This window comes from Aeromonas caviae (genome assembly GCF_000819785.1).
GTDB lineage: Bacteria > Pseudomonadota > Gammaproteobacteria > Enterobacterales > Aeromonadaceae > Aeromonas > Aeromonas caviae.
On the sequence record NZ_CDBK01000083.1, the window covers coordinates 1 to 21,978 of the forward strand.

21 protein-coding genes are annotated in these 21,978 nt (G+C 64.4%); 14 read left to right on the forward strand and 7 right to left on the reverse strand.

Annotated features, from left to right (window positions below):
* The first annotated feature begins 319 nt into the window (after positions 1–319).
* Positions 320–1,084: a helix-turn-helix domain-containing protein gene (locus BN1120_RS13425; RefSeq protein ID WP_010675913.1), complete on the forward strand. Its 765-nt coding sequence runs from the start codon at positions 320–322 to the stop codon at positions 1,082–1,084.
* Positions 1,085–1,130: 46 nt separating this feature from the next.
* Here the strand turns inward: BN1120_RS13425 and BN1120_RS13430 are convergent, their stop codons facing one another.
* On the reverse strand, positions 1,131–1,943 hold the full coding sequence (locus BN1120_RS13430; RefSeq protein ID WP_042016482.1) for a UTRA domain-containing protein: 813 nt from the start codon (positions 1,941–1,943) through the stop codon (positions 1,131–1,133).
* A 183-nt stretch (positions 1,944–2,126) separates the two neighbouring features.
* Between BN1120_RS13430 and BN1120_RS13435 the strand changes: the two genes are divergently transcribed.
* The 6 genes from BN1120_RS13435 to BN1120_RS13460 all read left to right on the forward strand — a co-directional run bounded on the left by BN1120_RS13435 (position 2,127) and on the right by BN1120_RS13460 (position 7,421).
* Positions 2,127–3,173: an ABC transporter substrate-binding protein gene (locus tag BN1120_RS13435; protein ID WP_010675915.1), complete on the forward strand. Its 1,047-nt coding sequence runs from the start codon at positions 2,127–2,129 to the stop codon at positions 3,171–3,173.
* A 10-nt stretch (positions 3,174–3,183) separates the two neighbouring features.
* Entirely contained in the window at positions 3,184–4,017 is an 834-nt protein-coding gene (locus BN1120_RS13440; RefSeq protein WP_042016483.1) for an alkaline phosphatase family protein, read from the forward strand.
* Entirely contained in the window at positions 4,017–4,913 is an 897-nt protein-coding gene (locus BN1120_RS13445; protein WP_042016484.1) for an ABC transporter permease, read from the forward strand. The genes BN1120_RS13440 and BN1120_RS13445 overlap by 1 nt, the downstream gene beginning before the upstream one ends.
* Positions 4,906–5,682 (forward strand): ABC transporter permease, encoded by a 777-nt coding sequence (locus BN1120_RS13450; RefSeq protein ID WP_039040132.1) that lies wholly within the window; start codon positions 4,906–4,908, stop codon positions 5,680–5,682. Before BN1120_RS13445 ends, BN1120_RS13450 begins: the two co-directional genes overlap by 8 nt.
* 6 nt (positions 5,683–5,688) lie before the next feature.
* On the forward strand, positions 5,689–6,696 hold the full coding sequence (locus BN1120_RS13455) for an ABC transporter ATP-binding protein (protein ID WP_042016485.1): 1,008 nt from the start codon (positions 5,689–5,691) through the stop codon (positions 6,694–6,696).
* A 65-nt stretch (positions 6,697–6,761) separates the two neighbouring features.
* Positions 6,762–7,421, forward strand: a complete 660-nt coding sequence (locus BN1120_RS13460) for an HAD family hydrolase (protein ID WP_041214057.1) — start codon at positions 6,762–6,764, stop codon at positions 7,419–7,421.
* 23 nt (positions 7,422–7,444) lie between these two features.
* Here BN1120_RS13460 and BN1120_RS13465 read toward each other — a convergent pair whose 3' ends face one another.
* Positions 7,445–9,049, reverse strand: a complete 1,605-nt coding sequence (locus tag BN1120_RS13465) for a sensor domain-containing diguanylate cyclase (protein WP_042016486.1) — start codon at positions 9,047–9,049, stop codon at positions 7,445–7,447.
* Positions 9,050–9,159: 110 nt separating this feature from the next.
* Here BN1120_RS13465 and BN1120_RS13470 point away from each other — a divergent pair, with 110 nt between their 5' ends.
* Together BN1120_RS13470 and BN1120_RS13475 are read left to right on the forward strand one after the other, a co-directional pair.
* A complete protein-coding gene (locus BN1120_RS13470; RefSeq protein WP_029314852.1) occupies positions 9,160–9,600 on the forward strand; it encodes a DUF2214 family protein in 441 nt (146 codons plus the stop codon).
* Positions 9,601–9,709: 109 nt separating this feature from the next.
* Entirely contained in the window at positions 9,710–10,609 is a 900-nt protein-coding gene (locus tag BN1120_RS13475; RefSeq protein WP_041214059.1) for a DMT family transporter, read from the forward strand.
* 69 nt (positions 10,610–10,678) lie between these two features.
* Here BN1120_RS13475 and BN1120_RS13480 read toward each other — a convergent pair whose 3' ends face one another.
* A complete protein-coding gene (locus BN1120_RS13480; RefSeq protein ID WP_042016487.1) occupies positions 10,679–11,536 on the reverse strand; it encodes an AraC family transcriptional regulator in 858 nt (285 codons plus the stop codon).
* Complete coding sequence (locus BN1120_RS13485) at positions 11,533–12,021, reverse strand: GNAT family N-acetyltransferase (RefSeq protein ID WP_010675925.1); 489 nt, start codon at positions 12,019–12,021, stop codon at positions 11,533–11,535. The genes BN1120_RS13480 and BN1120_RS13485 overlap by 4 nt, the downstream gene beginning before the upstream one ends.
* Before the next feature lie 152 nt (positions 12,022–12,173).
* Here BN1120_RS13485 and BN1120_RS13490 point away from each other — a divergent pair, with 152 nt between their 5' ends.
* Positions 12,174–13,622, forward strand: coding sequence for a catalase (locus tag BN1120_RS13490; RefSeq protein ID WP_042016488.1), 1,449 nt, complete (start codon positions 12,174–12,176; stop codon positions 13,620–13,622).
* Positions 13,623–14,638: 1,016 nt separating this feature from the next.
* On the opposite strand, the gene BN1120_RS13495 is transcribed toward BN1120_RS13490, so the two are convergent.
* Entirely contained in the window at positions 14,639–14,956 is a 318-nt protein-coding gene (locus BN1120_RS13495; protein ID WP_052455411.1) for a DUF1496 domain-containing protein, read from the reverse strand.
* Positions 14,957–15,175: 219 nt separating this feature from the next.
* On the opposite strand from BN1120_RS13495, the gene BN1120_RS13500 reads away from it, so the two are divergent.
* The gene (locus BN1120_RS13500; RefSeq protein ID WP_042016489.1) at positions 15,176–16,582 is read left to right on the forward strand and encodes a hypothetical protein; all 1,407 of its coding nucleotides are present in this window, start codon (positions 15,176–15,178) and stop codon (positions 16,580–16,582) included.
* Between the two features lie 80 nt (positions 16,583–16,662).
* On the opposite strand, the gene BN1120_RS13505 is transcribed toward BN1120_RS13500, so the two are convergent.
* Complete coding sequence (locus BN1120_RS13505) at positions 16,663–17,040, reverse strand: hypothetical protein (RefSeq protein WP_010675931.1); 378 nt, start codon at positions 17,038–17,040, stop codon at positions 16,663–16,665.
* Between the two features lie 172 nt (positions 17,041–17,212).
* On the opposite strand from BN1120_RS13505, the gene BN1120_RS13510 reads away from it, so the two are divergent.
* The 3 genes from BN1120_RS13510 to BN1120_RS13520 all read left to right on the forward strand — a co-directional run bounded on the left by BN1120_RS13510 (position 17,213) and on the right by BN1120_RS13520 (position 20,755).
* Positions 17,213–18,589, forward strand: a complete 1,377-nt coding sequence (locus BN1120_RS13510; protein WP_042016490.1) for a bifunctional NUDIX hydrolase/phosphatase PAP2 family protein — start codon at positions 17,213–17,215, stop codon at positions 18,587–18,589.
* A 9-nt stretch (positions 18,590–18,598) separates the two neighbouring features.
* Entirely contained in the window at positions 18,599–19,684 is a 1,086-nt protein-coding gene (gene ydiK / locus BN1120_RS13515; protein ID WP_041211897.1) for an AI-2E family transporter YdiK, read from the forward strand.
* Positions 19,685–20,050: 366 nt separating this feature from the next.
* Positions 20,051–20,755, forward strand: coding sequence for an SDR family oxidoreductase (locus tag BN1120_RS13520; RefSeq protein WP_042016491.1), 705 nt, complete (start codon positions 20,051–20,053; stop codon positions 20,753–20,755).
* 90 nt (positions 20,756–20,845) lie between these two features.
* On the opposite strand, the gene BN1120_RS13525 is transcribed toward BN1120_RS13520, so the two are convergent.
* Positions 20,846–21,967 carry an agmatine deiminase family protein gene (locus BN1120_RS13525; RefSeq protein WP_042016492.1) on the reverse strand — a complete coding sequence of 374 codons (1,122 nt, stop codon included), beginning with the start codon at positions 21,965–21,967 and terminating at the stop codon, positions 20,846–20,848.
* Positions 21,968–21,978: the final 11 nt, after the last annotated feature.

Here is a 21,978-nt window from a genome sequence, read left to right on the forward strand (position 1 = left end):
CGTAATTGGGACATAGCCTTAAAAAAACCCTTAAATTGGAAGCAAACAATCGTTTTCTCAACCAGGAAGGTATTGAATCCGATTCGTGTTGAATTATGTGCGATGTAATATGCATCACCAGCAAAATGTTGAAAGGTTGAAGGATATGCACCACCGAGTGTCACTTTCTGCCACCTTGCACCACAACTGGTCAGGCCATTTCCGCCATTATCACCGGGTTACCCTCCTCTGGTTTTTCTAGGTGTCAAAATTTGAGCCCGATACAGACAAACCACTCAATTTCTGACACGACTAAAAATGCAGATAAAGGAATAGTTGCATGACCTACAGCCAGACACTGGCCAATCACATCCTCGACACCCTGAAGAAAACCCTGACCGACAAGGGGATCCGCTATCAGACCCTGGCAGAAGCCATGGGAGTTTCCATCGCCACCGTGAAGCGCATGATGAACAAGCCCTCCCTGCCGTTCGACACCCTGCTGGAGATCTGCCATCTGGTGGGACTCTCCTTCGAAGAGCTGCTGGACCGGACCCAGGATGCCCAGAGCCGCCGGGCCGTCTTTACCCAGGAGCAGGATGAGGCGTTTCACAAGGAGCCGGGGCTCTATGCCTTTCTCGCCAACATCTTCTGGCGCGACAAGACTCTCATCGATCTCAAGCGGGAGTACGGCCTGACCGATGCCTCCTGCTACCTCTATCTGCGCAAGCTGGAGAAGCTCGGCATCCTGCAGCTTGGCATCGACAACAGCTACCACTTCCTCATCAGCGAGCGCATCAGCTTCGAGCAGCACAGCCGCTTCGCCCGCCAGCAGGCGCGCCAGGCCATGTCGGTGCTGGGGGACTATCTGGTGGAGAACATGCACAGGCCCAACAACTACATGGCGCTGTGCCAGCTCCATCTGGGGGAGAGCGAGGCCATGGCGCTGATCGATCGCATGAAGGAGTACTGGCATCAGGAGCTCAAGCTCAACCGCCCCGCCATCGGCCAGCGGGAGGGCAGCAAGACCTACACCATGTCGCTGCAACTGGCCGACTGCGGCTACCAGAGCTTCGACGATCTGATTCCCAACATCGACAACTGATCCCGGTGGATCCTGCGGGATCCGCCATGTCAGTGCCAGAACGCCGCTACTCTGCCAGTTGCACCTGCCGCGCGCCGGTGGCGAGCGGTTGCAGTGCCCGGGTATCCAGGCAGATGCGGATGGCGTCCGGTCGCCAGTGCTCGATGTCGCAATCCACCAGCTTCCCTTCCTCGTCATGATTGACCCGCACCAAGCGCAGCACGGCGCTCCCCTGGGCCAGGTTGAGGGCGCGGGCTATCTCTCCCCGGGCCGCCGAGGGGGTGATCTCGAGGCTCGCCCAGCCCTGGCCTATGCCATAACGCTGCCGGTAAAGCTCGGTGAGGGAGCTGGCCAGAGGAGCGCTGGCGATGCCGGGGAAACGGCTCGCCAGCAGGTGATGGCTGACGTGGAGCACCGGGCGACCGTCGATCAGCCGCTGGCGGCGGATCTCGTAGAGCGGCGTAAAGGGTTCCAGACCCATCCAGCGGCACAACTCGCTGCTGGCAAGCTGGTTGCCATGAGCCAGCACCCGGGTCTCGGCGGTGCGCTGCTGCTCGCCAATCCACTGGTGAAAGTGGGTGTGGATGGCAGGATCGTAGGTGAGGCGAGGCGGCGCCACGAACCAGCCGCGCCGCTCGGCCCGGTAGATGAGGCCGTCCGCCTCGAGGCTGGAGAGTGCCTCCTTGATGGTGATGCGGGTGGTGGCGAATCGCTCGCTCAGGGCCCGTTCGGCGGGCAGCTGCTGCCCCGCCGCCAGGTGTCCGCTGCCGATATAGCGGCGCAGGGTCCGGCAAATCTGTTCGCACTTGGAGGGTATGCGGCCATCAGTCATCCCCTGTTCACTCAATCGCTCTGTCACTGTCACATCCCTGTCGGTCATTCGGGTTTGCACACCACTGGAGTAGACCAGAGGTTGTCGACCCCGAGTTGTAACCGCCCCTGATGACAGCGCCATGACAGGGCGATTGTCACGAAACTGCCATCAAAGCGCCCCGCCACCGTCATATTTCCCCTCTAGCATCCCTCTCGAACCTTAACTGACCTAGTCCAGAGGGATGGGATGATGAAAAGCGTGATCGCAAGTGCACTGGCCCTGGTGGCCATCAGTCAACCACTGTTTGCCGCCGAGAACATCGCGGATCTCGAAAAAGCCGCCCGCGGTGAGGGCCAGCTCCAGAGCGTCGGCATGCCGGACAGCTGGGCCAACTGGAAGGATACCTGGCAGCAGCTCGGCAGCATCTACGGCATCAAGCATCAGGATACCGACATGAGCTCCGCCCAGGAGATCGCCAAGTTCGCCGCCGAGAAGGCCAATGCCACCGCCGACATCGGCGACGTGGGCGGCGCCTTCGGCCCGGTCGCGGTCAAGCAGGGGGTCACCCAGCCCTACAAGCCCTCCACCTGGGCCGACATTCCCAACTGGGCGAAGGATGCGGACGGCCACTGGATGCTGGCCTATACCGGCACCATCGCCTTCCTGATCAACAAGGATCTGGTCAAGGCCGCCCCCACCAGCTGGCAATCCCTGCTGGGTGGCGACTACAAGGTGACCCTGGGTGACGTGGGCGTCGCCTCCCAGGCCAACAACGGCGTGCTGGCGGCGGCCTATGCCACCGGCGGCAGCGAGAAGAATCTGAAACCCGCCCTGGATCTGTTCGGCAAGCTGGCCAAGCAGGGCCGCCTGTCGCTGAACGACCCGACCATCGCCAACATCGAGAAAGGCGAAGTGGAAGTGGGAGTGCTGTGGGACTTCAACGCCCTCAACTACCGCGACCAGATCGACCCCAAGAAGTTTGATGTGGTGATCCCGAGCGACGGCTCCGTCATCGCCGGCTACACCACCATCATCAACAAGTGGGCCAAGAACCCCAACGCCGCCAAGTTGGCGCGGGAATACATCCTCTCCGATGCAGGTCAAATCAACCTGGCCCGTGGCTACGCCCGCCCCATTCGCAGCAACGTGACCCTGCCGGATGACGTCAAGGCCAAGCTGCTGCCGGCCGAGCAGTATGCCAACGCCAAGCCGGTGCAGGATCACGCCGCCTGGGAGCAGAGCTCCAAGGCCCTGCCGCGCCAGTGGCAGGAAACCGTCATGATCAACATGCAGTAAGGAGTGGCCAGTGCAACACAAGGTGATAGTGGTACTTGTGGATGGCCTGGCAGCAGAGGTAGCCCATTGCATGGGCTACCTCTGTGGCATGGTGGAGGCAGAGCGCGGCCTGCATACGACCCTGAGTGCCGCCCTGCCCTCCCTCTCCCGCCCTCTCTACGAGTGCATCCTGACCGGCCTGCCGCCGGTGGCGAGCGGCATCACCCACAACGGGGTGACGCGCCTGAGCCAACACGACTCCATCTTCCATCTGGCCCGGGCCGCGGGTAAACGCACCGCAGCGGCGGCCTACCACTGGGTGAGCGAGCTTTATAACCAGAGCCCCTGGCTGGCGGCCCGCGATCGCTTCACCCATGACGAGCAACTGCCCATCCAGCACGGCTGCTTCTACTGGGATGACGCCTACCCCGACAGCCACCTGCTGATGGACGGCGAGTGGCTGCGCAGCCAGTACGACCCCGATTTTCTGCTGATCCACCCCATGGGGGTGGACGATGCGGGCCACCAGTTCGGTCTCGATTCCCGCCAGTACCGCAATCAGGCGCGCCGCATGGACAGCCTGCTGGCCGACCTGCTGCCCCAGTGGCTGGCGGAGGGGTATCAGGTGGTGATCACCTCGGATCACGGCATGAACAACGATCTCAGCCATGGCGGCACCCTGGCCGAGGAGCGCACTGTGCCGCTCTGGCTCTTTGGCGATGCCTTCGTCGAGCGCTGGCCGGATGGGGTAGTGATCGCCCAGACCCAGCTCTGCGCCCTGATGGCGGATCTGCTGGGGGTTCCCCACGACAAGCCGGCAGCCCCCCCGCTGCTCAAGGCGGCCTTTATGCGCGAGGTGCACTGATGATGCCTGCCACCACCGAGATCCTCGCGGATCAACAGGTGAAGCCACGCCGGGTGCGCCGCCACTGGCTGCCGGCCCTGGTGCTGCTGCCCTTTGTCCTCTTGATGATCCTGTTTCAGCTCGCCCCCATGGTGTGGGTACTGGTGGGCAGCGTCCAGACAACCGATGGCTGGGGTCTCGACCATTACCGGGAGATTTTGAGCTCCCCCTTCTATCTGCAATCCTTCGGCAACTCCTTGCGCATCGCCGGCATCGCCAGCCTGGCGGGGCTCGCCATCGGCACCCTCGGGGCCGCGGCCCTGCGCCACAGCGGCGAGCGGGTCAAGCGGGTGCTGCTGGCCTTCGTCACCATGACCGGCAACTTCAGCGGCGTGCCGCTGGCGTTCGCCTTCATCATCGTGCTCGGCATCAATGGCGCCGTTACCCTGTTGCTCAAATCCTGGGGCCTCATCGACGGCTTCAACCTCTATTCGGGCAGCGGCCTTATCCTGATTTACACCTACTTCCAGATCCCGCTTGCCCTGCTGCTGCTCTACCCGGCGTTCGACGCCCTGCAGGATGAGTGGCCCCAGGCCGCCGCCCTGCTCGGCGCGAGCAGGGGGCAGTATGTGTGGCACGTGGCGCTGCCGGTGCTGACGCCCGCCTTGCTCGGCACCCTGATCATCCTGTTTGCCAACGCAGTGGGAGCCTATGCCTCTGCCTACGCTCTCACCACCGGCAACTTCAACCTGGTGACCATCCGGGTGGCCAGTCTGGTCTCCGGCGACATCTTCCTCGAGCCGAATCTCGCGGCGGCGCTGGCGGTGATCCTGATGGTACTGCTGGGGGTGGTGACAGCCGCCAACCAGTGGCTGCTGAAAAAGAGCTATGTGAACAAGGGACAATCCCATGCATGATTTGACGCCGCGCTGGCCCAGATGGGTGCTGGGGGCGCTGGTCGCCACCCTGTTGCTCCCGCTGCTGGCTACCTTTCTCTACTCCATCTCCACCCGCTGGGGGGCGACCCTGCTGCCGGACGGCTTTACCCTCGACTGGTATCTCAAACTCTGGGGCGACCCGCGCTTTCTGGCGGCCTTTGGCCGCAGCCTCCTGGTCTGTTTCGCCACCCTGCTGCTTGGGACCCTGGTGCTGGTGCCCACCGTGCTGGTGGTGGCCTACTACTTCCCCAGGCTGGATCCCTGGATGAACCTCTTGATCCTGCTCCCCTTCGCGGTGCCACCCGTGGTCTCCTCGGTGGGCTTGCTGCAGATCTACGCCGACGGCGTGCTGCCGATTATCGGCACGCCGTGGATCCTGATCGGGACCTGGTTCACCGTGGTGCTCCCCTTCATGTACCGGGCGCTGGCCAACAGCCTGCAAGGGGTGCCGCTGAAAGATCTGATGGATGCCGCCCACCTGTTGGGGGCGAGCAGTGCCCGCGCCTTCCTGCTGGTGGTGATCCCCTGCCTGCGCAAGGGACTGCTGGCGGCGCTGTTTCTCTCCCTCTCCTTCCTGCTCGGAGAGTTCGTGTTTGCCAACATGCTGGTGGGCACCCGTTACGAGACCCTGCAGGTCTACCTCTACAACATGCGTGCCACCTCGGGCCACTTCACCAGCGCACTGGTGATGAGCTACTTCCTGCTGACCCTGCTGCTCACCTGGGCAGCCAACAGATTTCATCGGTGAATCAACATGTTCCATCTAGAAGTGAATCAACTGCACAAATCCTACGGCGACACCAAGGTGTTCGAGGGGATTGAATTCGGTATCCGCAAGGGGGAGCTGGTGACCCTGCTCGGCCCCTCCGGCTGCGGCAAATCCACCCTGCTGCGGGCGCTGGCCGGGCTCACCCCGGTGGATGGCGGTCAGGTGCGGGTGGCCGGTGAGGACATTACCTGGCAGGAGCCCCAGAAGCGGGGCATCGGCATGGTGTTCCAGAGTTATGCGCTCTTCCCCAACATGACGGTGTGGGACAACGTCGCCTTCGGCCTCAAGATGAAGCCCCAGCCGGGGCGGGATCTCGCCGCCAGCGTACAGGAGGCGCTGGCGCTGGTGGAGCTGACCGGCTTCGAGCGCCGCTATCCGAGCGAGCTCTCCGGCGGCCAGCGCCAGCGAGTGGCCCTGGCCCGCGCCCTGGTGGTGCAACCCCGGATCCTCTTGCTGGATGAGCCGCTATCGGCGCTGGATGCCCGCATCCGCCGCAGCCTGCGCCAGCAGATCCGCGCGATCCAGCAGCGCCTCGAGCTCACCACCATCTTCGTGACCCACGATCAGGAGGAGGCGCTGACCCTGTCGGATCGGATCTTCCTGATGAACAAGGGGTCCATCGTCCAGAGCGGCACACCGGAGCAGATCTACACCCGCCCCGCCAGCGAGTTCGTGGCGGGCTTTATCGGCAACTACAACCTGCTGGGTGGCGAGCAGGCCAAATCCCTGTTCGGCCCGCGCTTTCGCGGCAAGCTGGCGCTGCGGCCGGAGTCCATCACCCTGCTGCCCGCCGGGGCGGTCAGCCACGAGCCCAGCCTGCCCGGCATCGTTCGCCAGCAGCAGCTGCTCGGCAACGTCATCCGCTATCAGGTGGAGTGCGAGGCAGGGCTGTTGACGGTGGATAGCCTCAACCGCCGTGCCGGCGATCTGCTGCCGGTGGGCAGCGCCGTGACCCTGGTGGTGGCCCGGGATCAACTCTGTGAGGTAGCATAACGCCATGAATCCCATTCATTTTTCAGCCAGTACCCCGATGCTGGCAGCCAACCCGAGGAGCAGCCATGGCCCTGGCACTGTTTGATCTGGACGAGACCCTGATAGCGGGGGATTCCGCCAGCCTCTGGCTGGAGTACATGGTGGCCCAGGAGCTGGCCCCGGCGGGCATGGTGGCCGAGGAGCAGGCCATGATGTCCCTCTACCATCAGGGCAAGATGGACATGCACCAGTACATGGCCTTCACCCTGCAACCGCTGGCAGGCAGGACGCGCCAGTGGCTCGACTCCCTCTGCACCCGCTTTGCCGAACAGGTGCTGCGGGAGCGCCTCTACCCGGAGGGGCTGGCCCGCATCGAGTGGCATCGCCAGCGTGGCGACGAGCTGGTGCTCATCTCCGCCTCCGGCGAGCATCTGGTGGCCCCCATGGCGCAGATGCTGGGGATGGATCACTGCGTGGCCATCCTGCTCGACGAGGAAGCCGGCATGTTGACCGGCCAGACCCGCGGCACCCTGAGTTTTCGCGAGGGCAAGGTGGCCCGCATCAACCAGCTCTTTGCCGGAAAGGAACACCTCTGGCAGGGGAGCTTCGGCTACAGCGACTCCCACAACGATCTGCCCATGCTGCGGGCGGTGAGCCATCCCCATGCGGTCAATCCGGCCCCCGCCCTGCGCCAGTGCGCCGAGGAGCTGGGCTGGCCCCTCTGGACCTGGCAGTTGCACCCTTGATCCGCGCAATGAAGAAGAGGCCCTCAGGCCTCTTCTTTGCTCAACATGCCATCCCCTGAGGGCGAGTCGTCCCAGGGAGCCAGGGGATCCACCATGTAGATGCGATTCTTGCCGTCACCCTTGGCGCGATAGACCTCGGCATCGACCATGGTCAACAGGCTCCTGGCCCCAAGCCCGGGGGCACTCGCCACCAGGCCGCCGCTGAAGGTGATCCCAAGACCGGGTTCACGCCAGTGCAGGGAGGCCACCCCAATCCTGTACTGCTCCAGCAGCATCTGGCAGAAGTGGATATCGGGATTGGCAAACAGCACCACCAGCTCTTCCCCGCCATAGCGGCATACCCAGCCATGATCCCCCAGCAGCTTGGCGCCAAAGCTGGCCACCCGCTTGAGCACCACGTCCCCGGTCTGGTGACCATAGGTGTCATTGATCCGCTTGAAACCGTCCAGATCGATCATGGCCAGGCAGAAGCGGTCCTGATCGAGCAGCAGCCGATTCAACCGCTCGTCGAAGAAGCGCCGGTTGTAAAGGCCGGTCAGCTTGTCGAGGTTCGCCTGCTGGCGCACCTCGTGATAATCCTTGCTCACCTCCGCCAGCTCGGCATAGACGTGCCTGAGCTCGCGCATCCCCCCCTGGTGCACCTCGTCAGGCTGGGTCCGGCTGGCCCGGATCACGGTGGAGATCTCGTCCAGCATCCGCCTGAAATAACGGGACCAGATCAGTGCCAGCACCATGTAGAGCACGCTGGCCAGCACGATGATCCCGAGCACGTTGAGGGAGGCGCTCGCCACCACCGCCTGGATGCTGGAGGCGGGCAACACGCTGATCAGCACCCAGTTGTGGTCAGGCAGGCGGCTGTAGGCCACGAACTGGCGAGACGACTGATCCAGGAAGATGCCGTCCTCCCCGCTGAAGCGGGAGAGCCAGGTCGGGTGGGTCATGGGCTTGAGCAGTTGTGAGGGATCGGGGTGGGCCAGCACCTTGCCCGACTGGTTGACGATCATCTGGTAACCGCTGTTCCACTGCCGGTTCAGCTGGGCGGAGAAGGGGGCCAGGATGGCATCCACCGCGAAGACCCCCCGCACCTTGCCCTCCTTGTCGGTGATGGCCCGCGCCAGGGCGATCACCAGCGTGCCGTTGGTGTAGTCGTAGTAGGGTTCGGTCCAGACCATCTTGCCCACATGCTGGCTGGCCAGCTGATACCAGGGGCGCACCCTGGGATCGAAGTCCGCATCCGCCTGCCATTCGGGGTAGATCAGCATCTGGCGCTCGGCGGTGCCCACATAGATGTAGATGAGATCCGCCATCACCCCCTTGTAGAGGCGCCACTCCCTGAGATAGGAGTCGGTGTTGCGCAGACGGGGGCCGCTGATGTCCTCCACCTTGACCTGGTCGTAGATGAGGGAGAACTGACGCTCCATCTCGTTCAGGTAGGGCTCGATGAAGACGTGGCGCAACTGGTGATTGGTGGCGAGCAGGCGCTGTTGCAGCTCTCGCTGCAGGCTGCGCTCCATGTGCAGGTAGTAGATGGCGCCCAGCATCAGGACGGGAATGAAGAGCAGAAGCAGGCCCAGGCGCATCCGTGCCACCAGGGACCAGGTCTTTTTGGAGACTGCTCGCTTATCCAACCCTGACTCCATGCTATCCCCTGACATCGTGTAGTGTCAGAATATCAGCCCCACCTGATGGCGTCCAAAAGGAAGCGCATCGGGTGGCCAACGAGAAGGAACTGGCCTGGATGTTGAAACCGGAACTGCTGACTGCCCTCCATTACTGCGCCGTGATCACCCTGACCGGTGCCATCACCTCGGAGTATTTCCTGTTCCGGCGCGGCATGTCCATCGAGCAGGTGCGCAAGCTGCTGCTGGCTGACAGCCTGGCCGCCCTGGCCCTGCTGCTCATCTTCATCACGGGCGTGCTGCTGGTGGTCGCCCATCCCCAGCCACCGGCCATCCTGTTTGCCAATCCGGGTTACCGCACCAAGCTGCTGATGTTCTTCGCCATGGCCATCAGCTTTGGCTACCCCAGCCGGCTGTTCCACCACTGGCGCCGATCCTTGCGCCAGGGACGGGCTCCCCTTGTCTCCACCCAGCAGCAGTTCTGGGTGATCTGGATCCTTAGGGGCAACCTGCTGCTGCTCGCCCTGCTGCCCCTGCTCGCCAAGCTGGCCAGCCGCTGATCCTGCCCTCGCCCGGCAACAAATGGCTGACGACAAACGCCCCTTCTCGCAGGTATCGTAATGGCGGGGCCCGAGTGCCGCCGAGACTCTTTCTCAGGGATGATTCCGTATGCGTTCAAACATGATGTTATTGATGGCCGCCGCCATCTGGGGGCTGGGCTTCGTCGCCCAGCGTCTGGGGATGGATCACATGGGGCCCTTCACCTTCAACGGCCTGCGCTTCCTGCTGGGCGCCCTCTCCCTGCTGCCGCTCTTGTGGTGGCTCAAGTCACGCCAGCCGCCCCAGCCTGCCGGTGATCACCGCCTGCTGCTGACCGGGGGCCTCATCGCCGGCACCGTGCTCTTCTCCGCCGCCTCCCTGCAACAGGTGGGGCTGCTCTACACCACGGCCGCCAAGGCGGGCTTCATCACCGGCCTCTACATCATCCTGGTCCCCGTCATCGGCCTGGCCCTGCGCCACAAGACCGGGGCCAACACCTGGGTAGGCGCCCTTATCGCCATGGCCGGGCTCTACTACCTCAGCGTCACCGAGGAGTTCACCATCGGCTACGGCGATCTGCTGCAAGTGATCGGGGCCCTGTTCTGGGCCGTGCACCTGCTGGTGCTGGATCACTACTCGAACCGGGTCGCCCCCATTCGTCTTGCCGGGGTGCAGTTCGTGGTGTGCGGCCTGCTCAGCCTGGCCACGGCCTTCGTCATCGAGACCCCGACGGCGAGTGGTGCCGTGGCGGGCTGGCAGGCGCTGCTCTACGCCGGTCTGGTCTCGGTCGGCATCGGCTATACCCTGCAGGTGGTGGGGCAGCGCGGTGCCCATCCGGCCCACGCCGCCATCATCCTCAGCCTGGAGACGGTGTTCGCCGCCATCGGCGGTGTCTTGCTGCTGGGGGAACATCTGGACGAACGGGCCGTGGTCGGCTGCGCCCTGATGCTGGCGGGGATGCTCATCTCCCAGATCCGCCTGCGCTGGTGGTGGAAGTCCCGCCGCAACAAGGTGCCCAGCCAGTCCTGATATCTGCGGTGGTCATTGACCCCAAATTAAACGAGGCGCCCTTGGGCGCCTCGTTATATTGCCGCCTGCCTAGCGCACGCTGGAGCAGAAGCTCACGTCATCGCGCAGGGGGTCATTGCTCACGCTGTGATAGAGCTCGAAGCAGGGGCCGTCCCCAAAGGCGAGCCCAGCCGCGACGATATCGCCGATGTGCTCCTGCCAGCGCTCCCCGTACTGGCTGCGATCCGTGATGAGATAGCGGGACTGGGCGTAGCGCCCGGCGGGGATGAGCTGAATTTCCACCTCCCCCGCCCCCAGGGTGCCCACCGGTACGCTGATGCCGATGTCGGTGCGGCACTGGGCCGGCGGCGTCACCTCGGGGTTGTCGTGGTAGATGAAGATCCACTCTCCCCCTTCCAGGCCACGGGGCGCGGCCCACTGATGAAGGCGATGGCAGACGGCGTCATACCCTTCGCCATAGGGGCCGGTCACGCGGATATAGGCCAGGGTGCGGGCGTCCATCTCGACGGTGTTCATGGTGTTGCTCCTTGCTGATGAGTGGCCTTCAGCATAAGGGAGTGCCCCTTGCCATGCGTGTCCTTCCTTGCGATCCAGGTGTCCGTTCTTGCCCTTGTCGCGGCGAAACGCCCCCGGGGTACAACCATAATGACGGCGAAACGCCTTGGCGAAAGCCTGGGAGCTGCCAAGCCCCGCCCCCAGCGCGATGGCGGTGACGCTGGCATCGGTGTAGCAGAGCTGCCAGGCCGCCCGCTGCATCCGCAGGCGGCGGCACATCTCGCCGGGGGCCTCCCCCACCACGGCGGTGAACACCCGGTGGAAGTGGTAGAGGGAGAGGCAGGCGCGACTCGCCAGCGCCTCGATGGAGAGATCCGGATCCTGCTCCAGTGCCCGCAGCACCGGCGTCAGGCGCTCGCGATAGTCGATCATCGGCGCACCCTGGCCATGTAGAGGGCATCCACCAGCACCCCATGACGCAGGCCGTAATCCCGGGCTACGCCCTCCTCCACAAAGCCCGCCTTGCGATAGAGGGCCAGGGCCGCCTGATTGTCGGCCCAGACCGTCAGCTCCACCCGCGTCAAGCCGAGCCAGTTGTCCGCCAGATCCAGCGCAGCCTGCATCAGGGCGGTGCCCACCCCGCGCCCGGCCCAGTCATCGTGTACCGCCATGCCGATGCTCGCCACGTGGCGGCGACGGGGGGCCGGCTCCACCATCAGGACCAGCGCGCCCGCCACCTCCCCCTCCCACTCCGCCAGCAGGCTGTAGATGCCATCCCGCGGGGTCAGCTTCTGCTCCCACTGCTGCAGGGAGGGGAAGGGAAGTTGCAGGGTGCCCGCCTGGGCATGGGGCATGGCGTGAAGATCCCGCAGGGCGGCGGCATCTTCCGGCCCGGCGCGGCGAATGGTGATGGACATGAGACCTCCTGATTGGCTGAATCCCATCTTGCCGCAAGGCTGGCGTCTGTTTCCACCCCCATCAGCGAAACCAATCAAAGGGTTAGGCACACTCCATTGGAGCCGCTCCCCCACTTCACCTAGTCTGGCGACTCATCACAAGGAGACCTGCCATGACCGACAAGACCCTGCGCAGCGCCAACGGCGCCCCCGTCGTCGACAACAACAACAGCCTCACCGCCGGCCCCCGCGGCCCCGTCCTGATGCAAGACATCTGGTTGATGGAGAAACTCGCCCACTTCGACCGCGAGCGCATTCCCGAGCGGGTGGTGCACGCCAAAGGCTCGGGCGCCTACGGCACCTTCACCGTGACCCACGACATCAGCGCCTTCAGCAAGGCCGACCTGTTCAACGCCGTCGGCAAGCAGACCCCGGTGTTCCTGCGCTTCTCCACCGTGGCCGGCGAGAAGGGGGCCGCCGACGCAGAGCGCGACGTGCGCGGCTTCGCCCTCAAGTTCTACACCGAGCAGGGCAACTGGGATCTGGTGGGCAACAACACCCCGGTGTTCTTCATTCGCGATCCCCTGAAATTCCCCGACTTCATCCACACCCAGAAGCGGGATCCGCGCACCAACCTGCGCAGCGCCACCGCCGCCTGGGACTTCTGGTCCCGCCACCCGGAATCCCTGCACCAGGTCACCATCCTGTTCAGTGATCGCGGCATCCCCAGGAGCCTGCGGGAGATGAACGGCTATGGCAGCCACACCTTCAGCTTCATCAACTCGGCCAACGAGCGCTTCTGGGTCAAGTTCCACTTCAAGACCGAGCAAGGCCACAGCTTCTACACCGATGAAGAGGCGGCCACCGCCGTCGGTCATGACAGAGAGACCAGCCAGGCGGATCTGTTCAACGCCATCGAGCGGGGCGACTTCCCGCGCTGGAAGGTCTATGTGCAGGTGATGCCAGAGGCCGAGGCCCAGACCTACAAGATCCACCCGTTCGACCTCACCAAGGTGTGGCCCCACAAGGACTACCCGCTCATCCCGGTCGGGGTGCTTGAGCTCAACCAGAACCCGGACAACTACTTCGCCCACGTGGAGCAGGCCGCCTTCACCCCGGCCAACGTGGTGCCCGGCATCGGCTTCTCGCCGGATCGCATGTTGCAGGGTCGCCTGTTCTCCTACGGTGACACCCAGCGCTATCGCCTCGGCGTCAACCACGGCCTGCTGCCGGTCAACGCCCCGCGCTGCCCGTTCCACCACGGTGCCCACCGCGACGGCGCCATGCGGGCCGACAGCAACGGTGGCGCCAGCCCCAACTACCAACCGAACCGCTTCGGCACCCAGCAGCCGAGCGAGCAGCACGAACCGGCCCTGAGTCTGGAAGGGGCTGCCCTGCACTACGATTTTCGTGACTACGACAGCGACTACTACAGCCAGCCGGGGGATCTCTTCCGCCTGATGGACGAGGGGCAGCGTGCCCGCCTCGCCGCCAACCTGGCCCGCTCCCTCATCAATGTGGAGGATGACGCCATCGTCGCGGCCCAGCTCAGGCACTTCGAGCAGGCCGACCCCGAGTACGCCAAGCGGGTCGAGCTGGCCCTGGCCGCCCTGCAACGCTGAGTCGCAGGCAGCCAACCTCTGCAAATGCAAAACGGGGGCCCGATGGCCCCCGTTCTCGCATGACGGTCTTTGCTGAATGAAGGGGTTGTACCGCCAGCTCACGACGGCAACGACGTTGTGCACTGGCAGAACGGCACCATTATCCACCTGTGGTAATAAATCTGCCTGCGGTAATGCACTTATATTCACCAATAAAAACGGAGCCCGAGGCTCCGTTCTTCCATGCCGTATCCATCCCGGACGCAGCGCCCTCGCGCGCTTCCCTCCCTTGCCGACAAGGGTTTGTACCGCCAGCTCACGACGGCAACGACGTTGTGCACTGGCAGAGCGGCACCATTGTCCACCTGTGGTAATAAACCTGCCTGCGGTAATGCACTTTTAGTCACCAATAAAAACGGAGCCCGAGGCTCCGTTGTTCAATGCGGTATCCATCCCGGACGCAGCGCCCTCGCGCTCTTCCCGCTCCTTTGCCAACAAGGGTTTGTACCGCCAGCTCACGACGGCAACGACGTTGTGCACTGGCAGAGCGGCACCATTATCCACCTGTGGTAATAAACCTGCCTGCGGTAGTGCACTTTTAGTCACCAACAAAAACGGAGCCCGAGGCTCCGTTCTTCCATGCCGTATCCATTCCGGACGCAGCGCCCTCGCGCGCTTCCCGTACCCTTGCCAACAAGGGTTGGTACCGCCAGCTTACGACGGCAACGACGTTGTGCACTGGCAGAGCGGCACCATTGTCCACCTCTGGTAATAAACCTGCCTGCGGTAATGAACGTTTAGTCACCAATAAAAACGGAGCCCGAGGCTCCGATTTCAATGCGGTATCAATCCCGGACGGAACGCGCTTCGCGCTCTTCCCGCTCCCTTGCCAACAAGCGTTTGTACCACCAGCTACTGCGACGACGTTGTGCATTGGAAGAGCGACGAGCCATTGCTTAGATCCCAGTCAAGAGAAGAAAGAGCCGCATTATGCGATAGAGATCACGCCCGTGTCTGTAGCTGGATCAAGAAAAGGCTCACTGGCCCACCCGGATCGTCCGCTGGTTGTCCTCCGGTTCACCACTCTGTGACGGCGTCGTCACCTCTCGCCAGATCAGGGGACCATTGGTCTCCATCGCCTGTTGCGGCGCGCACTCCAGCCAGAGCTCCCCCTGCTGGATACGGGCCCCCTGAGAGTATTTCTGATCCTGATACCAGCACACCCGCTCGGGCAGCGAACCAAGGGGCAGTACCAGCTCGGTGCCCACCGAGTGGCTGAGGGTGTTGGACGCCGGGGCGGCCAACGCGGGGAAGAGCCAGCCAAGGGCCAGCAGACAACCTGCACAACGGATCATGGGAATTCCTGTCACGGGGGAGTGAAAGTGTAAAGCGACCAGCAGAGCCCTCGACTTGACCAATAAATGTCGGCTCATCTGGCATTCCGGAAGCAATATGATAGCCTGCCTGCGCCCGCCAAGGCCTGTCAGGGTTCTGCCGTGGGCCCCCACCGGCATCGCCGGGATGCGGTAATGAATAACCCTTAATAATCAGATAATTAACTGGATATGTTGTCAATGCGTATCATGCCGTTGCTCAAGGCTGCCTGCCTGAGCCTGATGTTGTCCGCCTGTGTCGCCCCCCTGCTGATGATGAGCCCCACCAGCCAGCTGATGTGGGCCCTGCTCAAGCCGCTGGTCGGTTTCGATCCGAACGAGGCCAACCTGTTCGAGCAGCCGCTGATCAAGGACAGAATGACTGCCATGCTGGGGCCCAACTACGAGAGCACCATGCAGCTGCTCAAGACCGCCGACGAGCTGCAACAGGAGGGGCCGCTCTTTTACGTGGTCTCCCGCTACGCCCCCGTGCCGGACGTGGCCAAACAGGCCGGCATGGTCTGGAACGCCGACACCAACCAGCTCGCCGTCATGGTGCAAAAAGGTGACGGGGCGACCCAGGTCTTCGGGGAAAACCTGACGGCCGCCACCCCGACCTGGCCCAGCGCCATGCAGGGCTGGCAGTCCCAGGCCACCCCGGCCGCCACGGCCCTGACCGGTGCCGGTCAGGGGCTCACGGGCGCTGGCAGTTCTCTGCTGGGCACCATGATGGGGGGCCTGCAACAGAGCGCCAGCAAGGCCCTGTCCGACTCCACCAGACAGGTGATCGGCAGTGCCGCCACCACGGCGCAGCAACAAGCGACCAAGGCGGCGAGCGACTCGGCCAAACAGGCCGCCAGCAGCGCAGCGACCATCAGTGTCGCCACCACGGCGCAGCAGCAAACCGCCAAGGCGGTGAGCGACAGCGCCAAGCAGGCCGCCAGCAGTGCCGCAACCACGGCGCAGCAGCAAGCCGAAAAGGCGGTGAGCGACACCGCCAAACAGGCCGCCAGCAGCGCAGCCACCATCAGTGCCGCCACCACCGCGCAGCAGCAAACCGCCAAGGCGGTAAGTGACGCCGCCAAACAGGCTGCCAGCAGCGCAGCGACCATCAGTGCCGCAACCACGGCGCAGCAGCAAGCCGCCAAGGCAGTGAGTGACAGCACCAAGCAGGCCGTCAGCAGCGCCACCACTACAGCGCAGCAACAAGCCGCCAAGGCAGTAAGTGACACCGCCAAACAGGCTGCCAGCAGCGCAGCGACCAGCAGTGCCGCAACCACGGCGCAGCAACAAGCCGTCAAGGCGGTGAGCGACAGCGCCAAGCAGGCCGCCAGCAGTGCAGCGACCATCAGTGCCGCCACCACCGCACAGCAGCAAGCGACCAAGGCAGTGAACGACAGCGCCAAGCAGGCCGCCAGCAGTGCCGCAACCACGGCGAAGCAACAAGCCGCCAGCAGCGCAGCGACCATCAGTGCCGCGACCAGTGCACAGCAGCAAGCGGCCAAGGCGGTGCAGCAACAGGGCGAGAAGCGGGAAGCGACTTCCGGCACCCTGAGCGATCAGGCCAGGGCGGATGCCGAAGCGGAGCTGGAAAAACTGCTTAACTGACTTATTTAAGCGTCATGCCACCATAAAAACAGGCCATCACATGATGGCCTGTTGTTTATCTGACCCGTGGCAGGGGAAGATCAGAAATGGCGGTCCTGCTCGGTGGGCTTGGCACCCTTCTCTTCGCTGTGCTCGATGGCGGTGCGGATAAGGTCGACGCCGGCCCGGATGATCAGCACCCCCATGTTGACCAGCTTGACGCAGACCCACATGAAGGTGATGAGCAGGATCAGCTTGAGCACCGTCTGGAAGGCCTCCAGGAAGTTCTGCTCCAGCTGGGCGGTGAGCCCGTTGGCGCTGCTCATCAGCCAGGTGTACACCTCGCGCACGAAGGGGATCCGGCTCGGCATCTCCAGCACGTCCAGCGCAGCAGGCAGGGCCTGGAAGATGACGATGCTGCCAAACAGTATCAGGATGACGCCGATGGCAATCCCCAGAAAGAAACCGAACTGTCGCATGAAGAGCCCCACAATGTAGTGAATGAGAAGAACAATAGCCGCCAATACTAGGGACTGCCCGCGCAGACGGCAATCCTTGCGTCCCCGACAGGGTCGGTGCCCCCTGCAAGCCATTGCCCGGCCGTCTGATTTCTGTGACCCTTGTCCCCACTCCTTGCCCCTGGGTGTCATCATGTTTCGAGTCGTCTTCTGCCTGCTGCTGTTGCTGGGCGGTGCCCTGCCCGCCTCCCGCGCCGAATCCCCTCCCTCTGCGGCCGCCTGCGTGATCCGCCACCAGCAAGGGATCCTGCTGGTGCAGGACAGGCTCTCCTCGCGCTACAGCCTGAGCGGCGGCTACATCGACAGGGGGGAGACCCCGGAGCAGGCGGCCCTGCGCGAGCTGTTCGAGGAGACCGGCCTCCAGGGTCGCGTCACCGGCGAGCTGGGGCGCTGGCAACGGGCCAGGGTGTTCGCCTGCCAGACCCTGGAGCCCCTGCGGGTCCAGCGGGGGACGGGGTTTGTCTCCTTGCTCCAGGCCCCGGATCTCGGTGGCGAGATCCTGAACGCCAGGCTGATCGCGGCCGCCGACCTGCCCCCTGACCAGCGTCGCTTCCCGGCGCAGATCGACTGGATAGCCCCGAGGCTGGCCGAGGTGCCCGAGAGCCAGGTGCTGTGGGTGACGGATTTCAGCGACGCGGCCAGTGCGCTGCACCGCGCCGAGTTGCCGCAGATCCAGCGCCTGCAACAATGGCTCGGGGCGGATGCGCTCTGGCCAAGGGCGGGCAATCTGCTGGGCTCGGCCCCCTTCCAGCTGGCGCTGCTGCCCTTGCTGCTGCCCCTGCTCGGCTGGTCCAGGCTGCGCCACCTGCTGTTTGCCATGGTGCTGCTCACCCTGGTGGTGAACCTGCTCAAGGCGGGCATCGGCTGGCCCAGGCCCTTCCACCTGCAACCCGAGCTGGCCCGCCAGAGTGCCCAGGGCTTCGGCATGCCGAGCGGCCACGCCGCCTCGACCCTGCTCTACTGGGGCCTGCTGCTTGGTTGGCTGCCGGCGCTGCGGGTTTGGCAGGGGGCCCTGCTGGCCCTGTTGCTGGCCGGCGTGGCCGGACTGGCCCGGGTCTGGCTGGGGGTCCACTTCCTCTCGGATGTGGTGGCCGGCCTTGCCCTGGGGGCCCTGCTGCTGGCACTGCGCGCCCCGCTGGCGAAGCTGGCGGCACGCCCGCTCCCCTGGGCCGGGCTGCTCATCGCCAGCGCCCTCTCGGCCTGGCTCACCCAGTCCACCGCCCTGGCCGGGCTTGCCATGTTCACCCTGGGGCTGGTATCGGGTAATCTGCTATCACTCGAACGGAGCCCCACCCCCGCCCTGCCCGCCGCGCTGCTGACCCTGGCAGGGGGACTGGTCGTGGCAGGGCTCCTGTTCCTGGTGCCCGCGCTCACCAGCAGCTCTCTGCTGATCCTCGCGGGACAAGGGTGGCTCTTTGGCTGCCTGGGGTTCTGGCTCAGCGCCGGGCTCTGGTGGTCGTTGTCCGCTATCCGTCACGGTGCCCGAACCGGGCGCTCAACCCCTCGTTAAGGGAATGCCATGAATATGAAAAAAGTGGATTTGGCCAAGATCACCCTGGGCTTGCTGTTCCTCAGCCTGCTCATCATCTCGTGCTTCATGGTCTTGCGCCCCTTCCTGCCCGCCCTGGTGTGGTCGACCATGATCACCATCGCCACCTGGCCCCTGATGCAGATGGCCCAGCGCCTGCTGTGGGGCAAGCGCACCCTGGCGGCCTTGCTGATGACCAGCATCTTGCTGCTCATCTTCGTCATTCCCCTCTTCATGACGCTGGCCAACGTGGCGGAGAAGGCCCCCATGCTCATCGAGCTGGGCACCGAGCTCAGCCAATCCCCGCCCCCCGAGCTGCTCTGGTTGCAGCAAGTGCCCCTGGTGGGCGACAAGCTCTATGAGTTCTGGCAGCAGATCCTCGCGAGCGGCGGCCAGGTGCTGTTCACCAAGCTGGCCCCCTACTTCGGCCAGACCGCCCGCTGGCTGGCGGCCCAGGCGGGCAACCTCGGCCTGCTGTTCGTCCACTTCCTGCTGACCGTGGCCATCTGCGGCCTGCTCTACCACTCGGGGGAGAAGGCGGCAGAAGGCATTCGCCGCTTCGCCCACCGTCTGGCGGGCCAGCGCGGTGACAATGCGGTGGTGCTCGCCTCCCAGGCCATCCGTGCCGTCGCCATGGGGGTGGTGGTGACCGCCCTGGTGCAATCCTCGGTGGCGGGCCTGGGCCTGCTCATCGCCGGCATTCCCTATGTCATGGTGCTGGTGGTGCTGATGTTCCTGCTGATCGTCGCCCAGATAGGCCCCTTCCCGGTGCTGCTGGCCAGCGTCGGCTACCTCTACTGGAGCGGGGACACCACCTGGGGCACCTTCCTGCTGGTCTGGTCCCTGCTGGCGGGCACCATGGACAACTTCCTGCGCCCCTTCCTCATCAAACGCGGGGCCGACCTGCCGCTGATCCTCATTCTGGTGGGGGTCATCGGCGGCCTGCTGGCCATGGGGATCATCGGTCTCTTCATCGGCCCCGTGGTGCTGGCAGTGGGTTACACCCTGCTGGATGCCTGGATCAAGGAAGATGACCAACCGGCGACCGCTCTGGTGGAACCGCCCAAGGCGCCGTGACGATTCATTCATCCCCGATGCAAAGAGCCGCCCCAGGGCGGCTCTTCTGTTTATTACCGTCCCATGTAGGTTCGATGAGCGAAGCGTAATCGGACGATCGAGATGCCGCTGTCCGGTGTGTCCATGAATCAGCGGCATCTGTCTGCAGGGAAATATGGATGGCTGTTATAGCGGGAGAATTGATTTACGCGAACGTCTGATTACCCCTTACGGCTAATCGAGCCAACGGCTGGTCGCGGCGTTTAGAACCAAAGTTCGAACCGGAACGCCAAAACACGAACCAGGGTTCGAATCACTCCTTCCCCTCCCCTGTTCCCTGCCGAAGGCGCCCGCCACAATGCCTGCACCATTGGAGGAGAACACAAGATGAACGAACTGAGAGCAACACGGGCCCTCATCAGCGGCGGCGCCAGCGGCATCGGACTGGCCATCGCCGAGGCCCTGGCCAGCCAGGGGGTGGAGCTGATCCTGGCTTCCCGCCGCCTGGGGCTGCTGGAGCAGGAAGCGGCCAGACTGGAGGCGCGATACGGGGTGCGAGTCATGGCACTGGCGCTGGATGTGTGCGACGGCGATCAGGTGCGGGACGGCCATGCCCGGATCCGGGAACGGCTAGGCCCCGTCGATCTGCTCATCAACAACAGCGGGGTCGGCAGCGACCACCTGGTGCAGGATCTGCCGGAATCGGAGTGGGACAGGGTGATGGATACCTGTGCCAAGGGCACCTTCCTGCTGACCCGGGCCTGCCTGCCGGACATGCTGGCAAACCGCCACGGCACCGTCATCAACATCGCCTCCCAGGCCGCCAGGCACGGCTATGCAAGGGCCAGCGTCTACTGCGCTGCCAAGTTTGCGGTGCTGGGGTTCGCCCGGGCACTGCGGGAAGAGGTGCAGCATCAAGGCATCCGGGTCCACACCCTCTGTCCCGGACTGGTGCAGGTGCCGCCCCCGGCCTGCCCGGGCGATCGCAAGCCCGGCTGGCTCCAGGTGGAGGATCTGGCCGAGGCCGTGCTCTACACCCTGCGCCAACCCGCTCACGTCCAGCTCGACGAGATCGGCATGACGGGGATCTGAGCGAGGCGCCATGGAACGCCAGCAAGGACAAGGGGCGCCGAGGCGCCCCTTGTTCTGCGTCACACCGCCAGAGGCGGCCTGCGCGTAAGATCAGGCAGGTTGATGGAGGGTGATGCAGTGGATGCCGCCGCCCCCGGCCGCCACCGGGTCTATGTCTATCTGCACTATCTTGCGCCCCGGATAGAGGCTGGCCAGCAGATCCCGGCAATGGCGGTCGGCCCTGGCATCCCCGAACTGGGGAGCGATGACGGCGCCGTTGATAGGCAGGTAGTTGATGTAACCGGCGGCAAAGTCCGGGCTGCGGCTGAACTTGTTGTCCCGCCCGCCCAGGGGCGGCGGCAGCTGATGCAGCTCCAGCTTGTTGCCGTCGGCGTCCGTCGCCTGCTGCAGGATGGCGAGGTGCTGGCGGGTCACCTTGTAGTCGTAAGAGTCGGGATCGTTGTCCATGTTGATCACCACCACCCCGGGGCGCACGAAGCGGGCGTAGAAGTCCACGTGGGCATCCGTGATGTCGCGGCCCTTGATCCCCGGCAGCCAGATGATCTTGCGCAGCCCCAGGTTGGCCTTGAGCTCCGCCTCCACCTGCGCCTTGGTGAGGCCGGGGTTGCGGTTGCTGTTGATCCAGCTGCTCTCGGTCATGATGGCGGTGCCGTTGCCATCCACCTCGATGCCGCCCCCCTCACCGATGAGCTCGCTCTGCAGGTAATAGGCATCGGTCTGCCGGCCCACCAGGGCGGCGACCCTGGCGTCATGGCTGTGCTCCTGCTTGTCACCCCAGCCGTTGAAGTTGAAGTCCACCAGCCCGAGCCCTCCCTGCTCGTCCTGCACGAAGACGCCGCCGGTATCCCGCAGCCAGATGTCATCCATCTCGGCGTGGACGAAGTGGGTGTTGCGCTCGCCGCACAACTGGCGCGCCAGCGCTTCGTCATCCTCGTGGCAGAGCACGTTGACCCGGGTGTAAGGCACCATGGCCTGCACCAGCCGCCCTATGGTGGCCTGCACCTCCTTGTAGTGGCGACCCCAGATCTCGCTGGTGGCCCCGAAGGCCACCCACACCAGGGCCTGGGGGGAGGACTCCTCCGGCATGTGGTAGCGAGCGGCGGCGCCGGGTTCGCCGGCGGCGAAGGCCGCGCGGGCACCGGGCAGGCTGCCAAACCCGGCAATGGCGCCGAGGGCGACCAGTTGTTTCAATACGTGGCGTCGGGAAAACATCGTTCTACTCC

What these genes read in the sequence shown, in the direction of transcription:
- BN1120_RS13505 (WP_010675931.1), bottom strand. Translation starts at nt 17,040, where the DNA reads ATGCGACAGTTCGGTTTCTTTCTGGGGATTGCCATCGGCGTCATCCTG.
- BN1120_RS13470 (WP_029314852.1), top strand. Translation starts at nt 9,160, where the DNA reads ATGTTGAAACCGGAACTGCTGACTGCCCTCCATTACTGCGCCGTGATC.
- BN1120_RS13525 (WP_042016492.1), bottom strand. Translation starts at nt 21,967, where the DNA reads ATGTTTTCCCGACGCCACGTATTGAAACAACTGGTCGCCCTCGGCGCC.
- BN1120_RS13445 (WP_042016484.1), top strand. Translation starts at nt 4,017, where the DNA reads ATGATGCCTGCCACCACCGAGATCCTCGCGGATCAACAGGTGAAGCCA.
- ydiK (WP_041211897.1), top strand. Translation starts at nt 18,599, where the DNA reads ATGAATATGAAAAAAGTGGATTTGGCCAAGATCACCCTGGGCTTGCTG.
- BN1120_RS13430 (WP_042016482.1), bottom strand. Translation starts at nt 1,943, where the DNA reads ATGACCGACAGGGATGTGACAGTGACAGAGCGATTGAGTGAACAGGGG.
- BN1120_RS13490 (WP_042016488.1), top strand. Translation starts at nt 12,174, where the DNA reads ATGACCGACAAGACCCTGCGCAGCGCCAACGGCGCCCCCGTCGTCGAC.
- BN1120_RS13495 (WP_052455411.1), bottom strand. Translation starts at nt 14,956, where the DNA reads ATGATCCGTTGTGCAGGTTGTCTGCTGGCCCTTGGCTGGCTCTTCCCC.
- BN1120_RS13475 (WP_041214059.1), top strand. Translation starts at nt 9,710, where the DNA reads ATGCGTTCAAACATGATGTTATTGATGGCCGCCGCCATCTGGGGGCTG.
- BN1120_RS13485 (WP_010675925.1), bottom strand. Translation starts at nt 12,021, where the DNA reads ATGTCCATCACCATTCGCCGCGCCGGGCCGGAAGATGCCGCCGCCCTG.
- BN1120_RS13510 (WP_042016490.1), top strand. Translation starts at nt 17,213, where the DNA reads ATGTTTCGAGTCGTCTTCTGCCTGCTGCTGTTGCTGGGCGGTGCCCTG.
- BN1120_RS13500 (WP_042016489.1), top strand. Translation starts at nt 15,176, where the DNA reads ATGCGTATCATGCCGTTGCTCAAGGCTGCCTGCCTGAGCCTGATGTTG.
- BN1120_RS13520 (WP_042016491.1), top strand. Translation starts at nt 20,051, where the DNA reads ATGAACGAACTGAGAGCAACACGGGCCCTCATCAGCGGCGGCGCCAGC.
- BN1120_RS13460 (WP_041214057.1), top strand. Translation starts at nt 6,762, where the DNA reads ATGGCCCTGGCACTGTTTGATCTGGACGAGACCCTGATAGCGGGGGAT.
- BN1120_RS13435 (WP_010675915.1), top strand. Translation starts at nt 2,127, where the DNA reads ATGAAAAGCGTGATCGCAAGTGCACTGGCCCTGGTGGCCATCAGTCAA.
- BN1120_RS13455 (WP_042016485.1), top strand. Translation starts at nt 5,689, where the DNA reads ATGTTCCATCTAGAAGTGAATCAACTGCACAAATCCTACGGCGACACC.
- BN1120_RS13425 (WP_010675913.1), top strand. Translation starts at nt 320, where the DNA reads ATGACCTACAGCCAGACACTGGCCAATCACATCCTCGACACCCTGAAG.
- BN1120_RS13450 (WP_039040132.1), top strand. Translation starts at nt 4,906, where the DNA reads ATGCATGATTTGACGCCGCGCTGGCCCAGATGGGTGCTGGGGGCGCTG.
- BN1120_RS13480 (WP_042016487.1), bottom strand. Translation starts at nt 11,536, where the DNA reads ATGATCGACTATCGCGAGCGCCTGACGCCGGTGCTGCGGGCACTGGAG.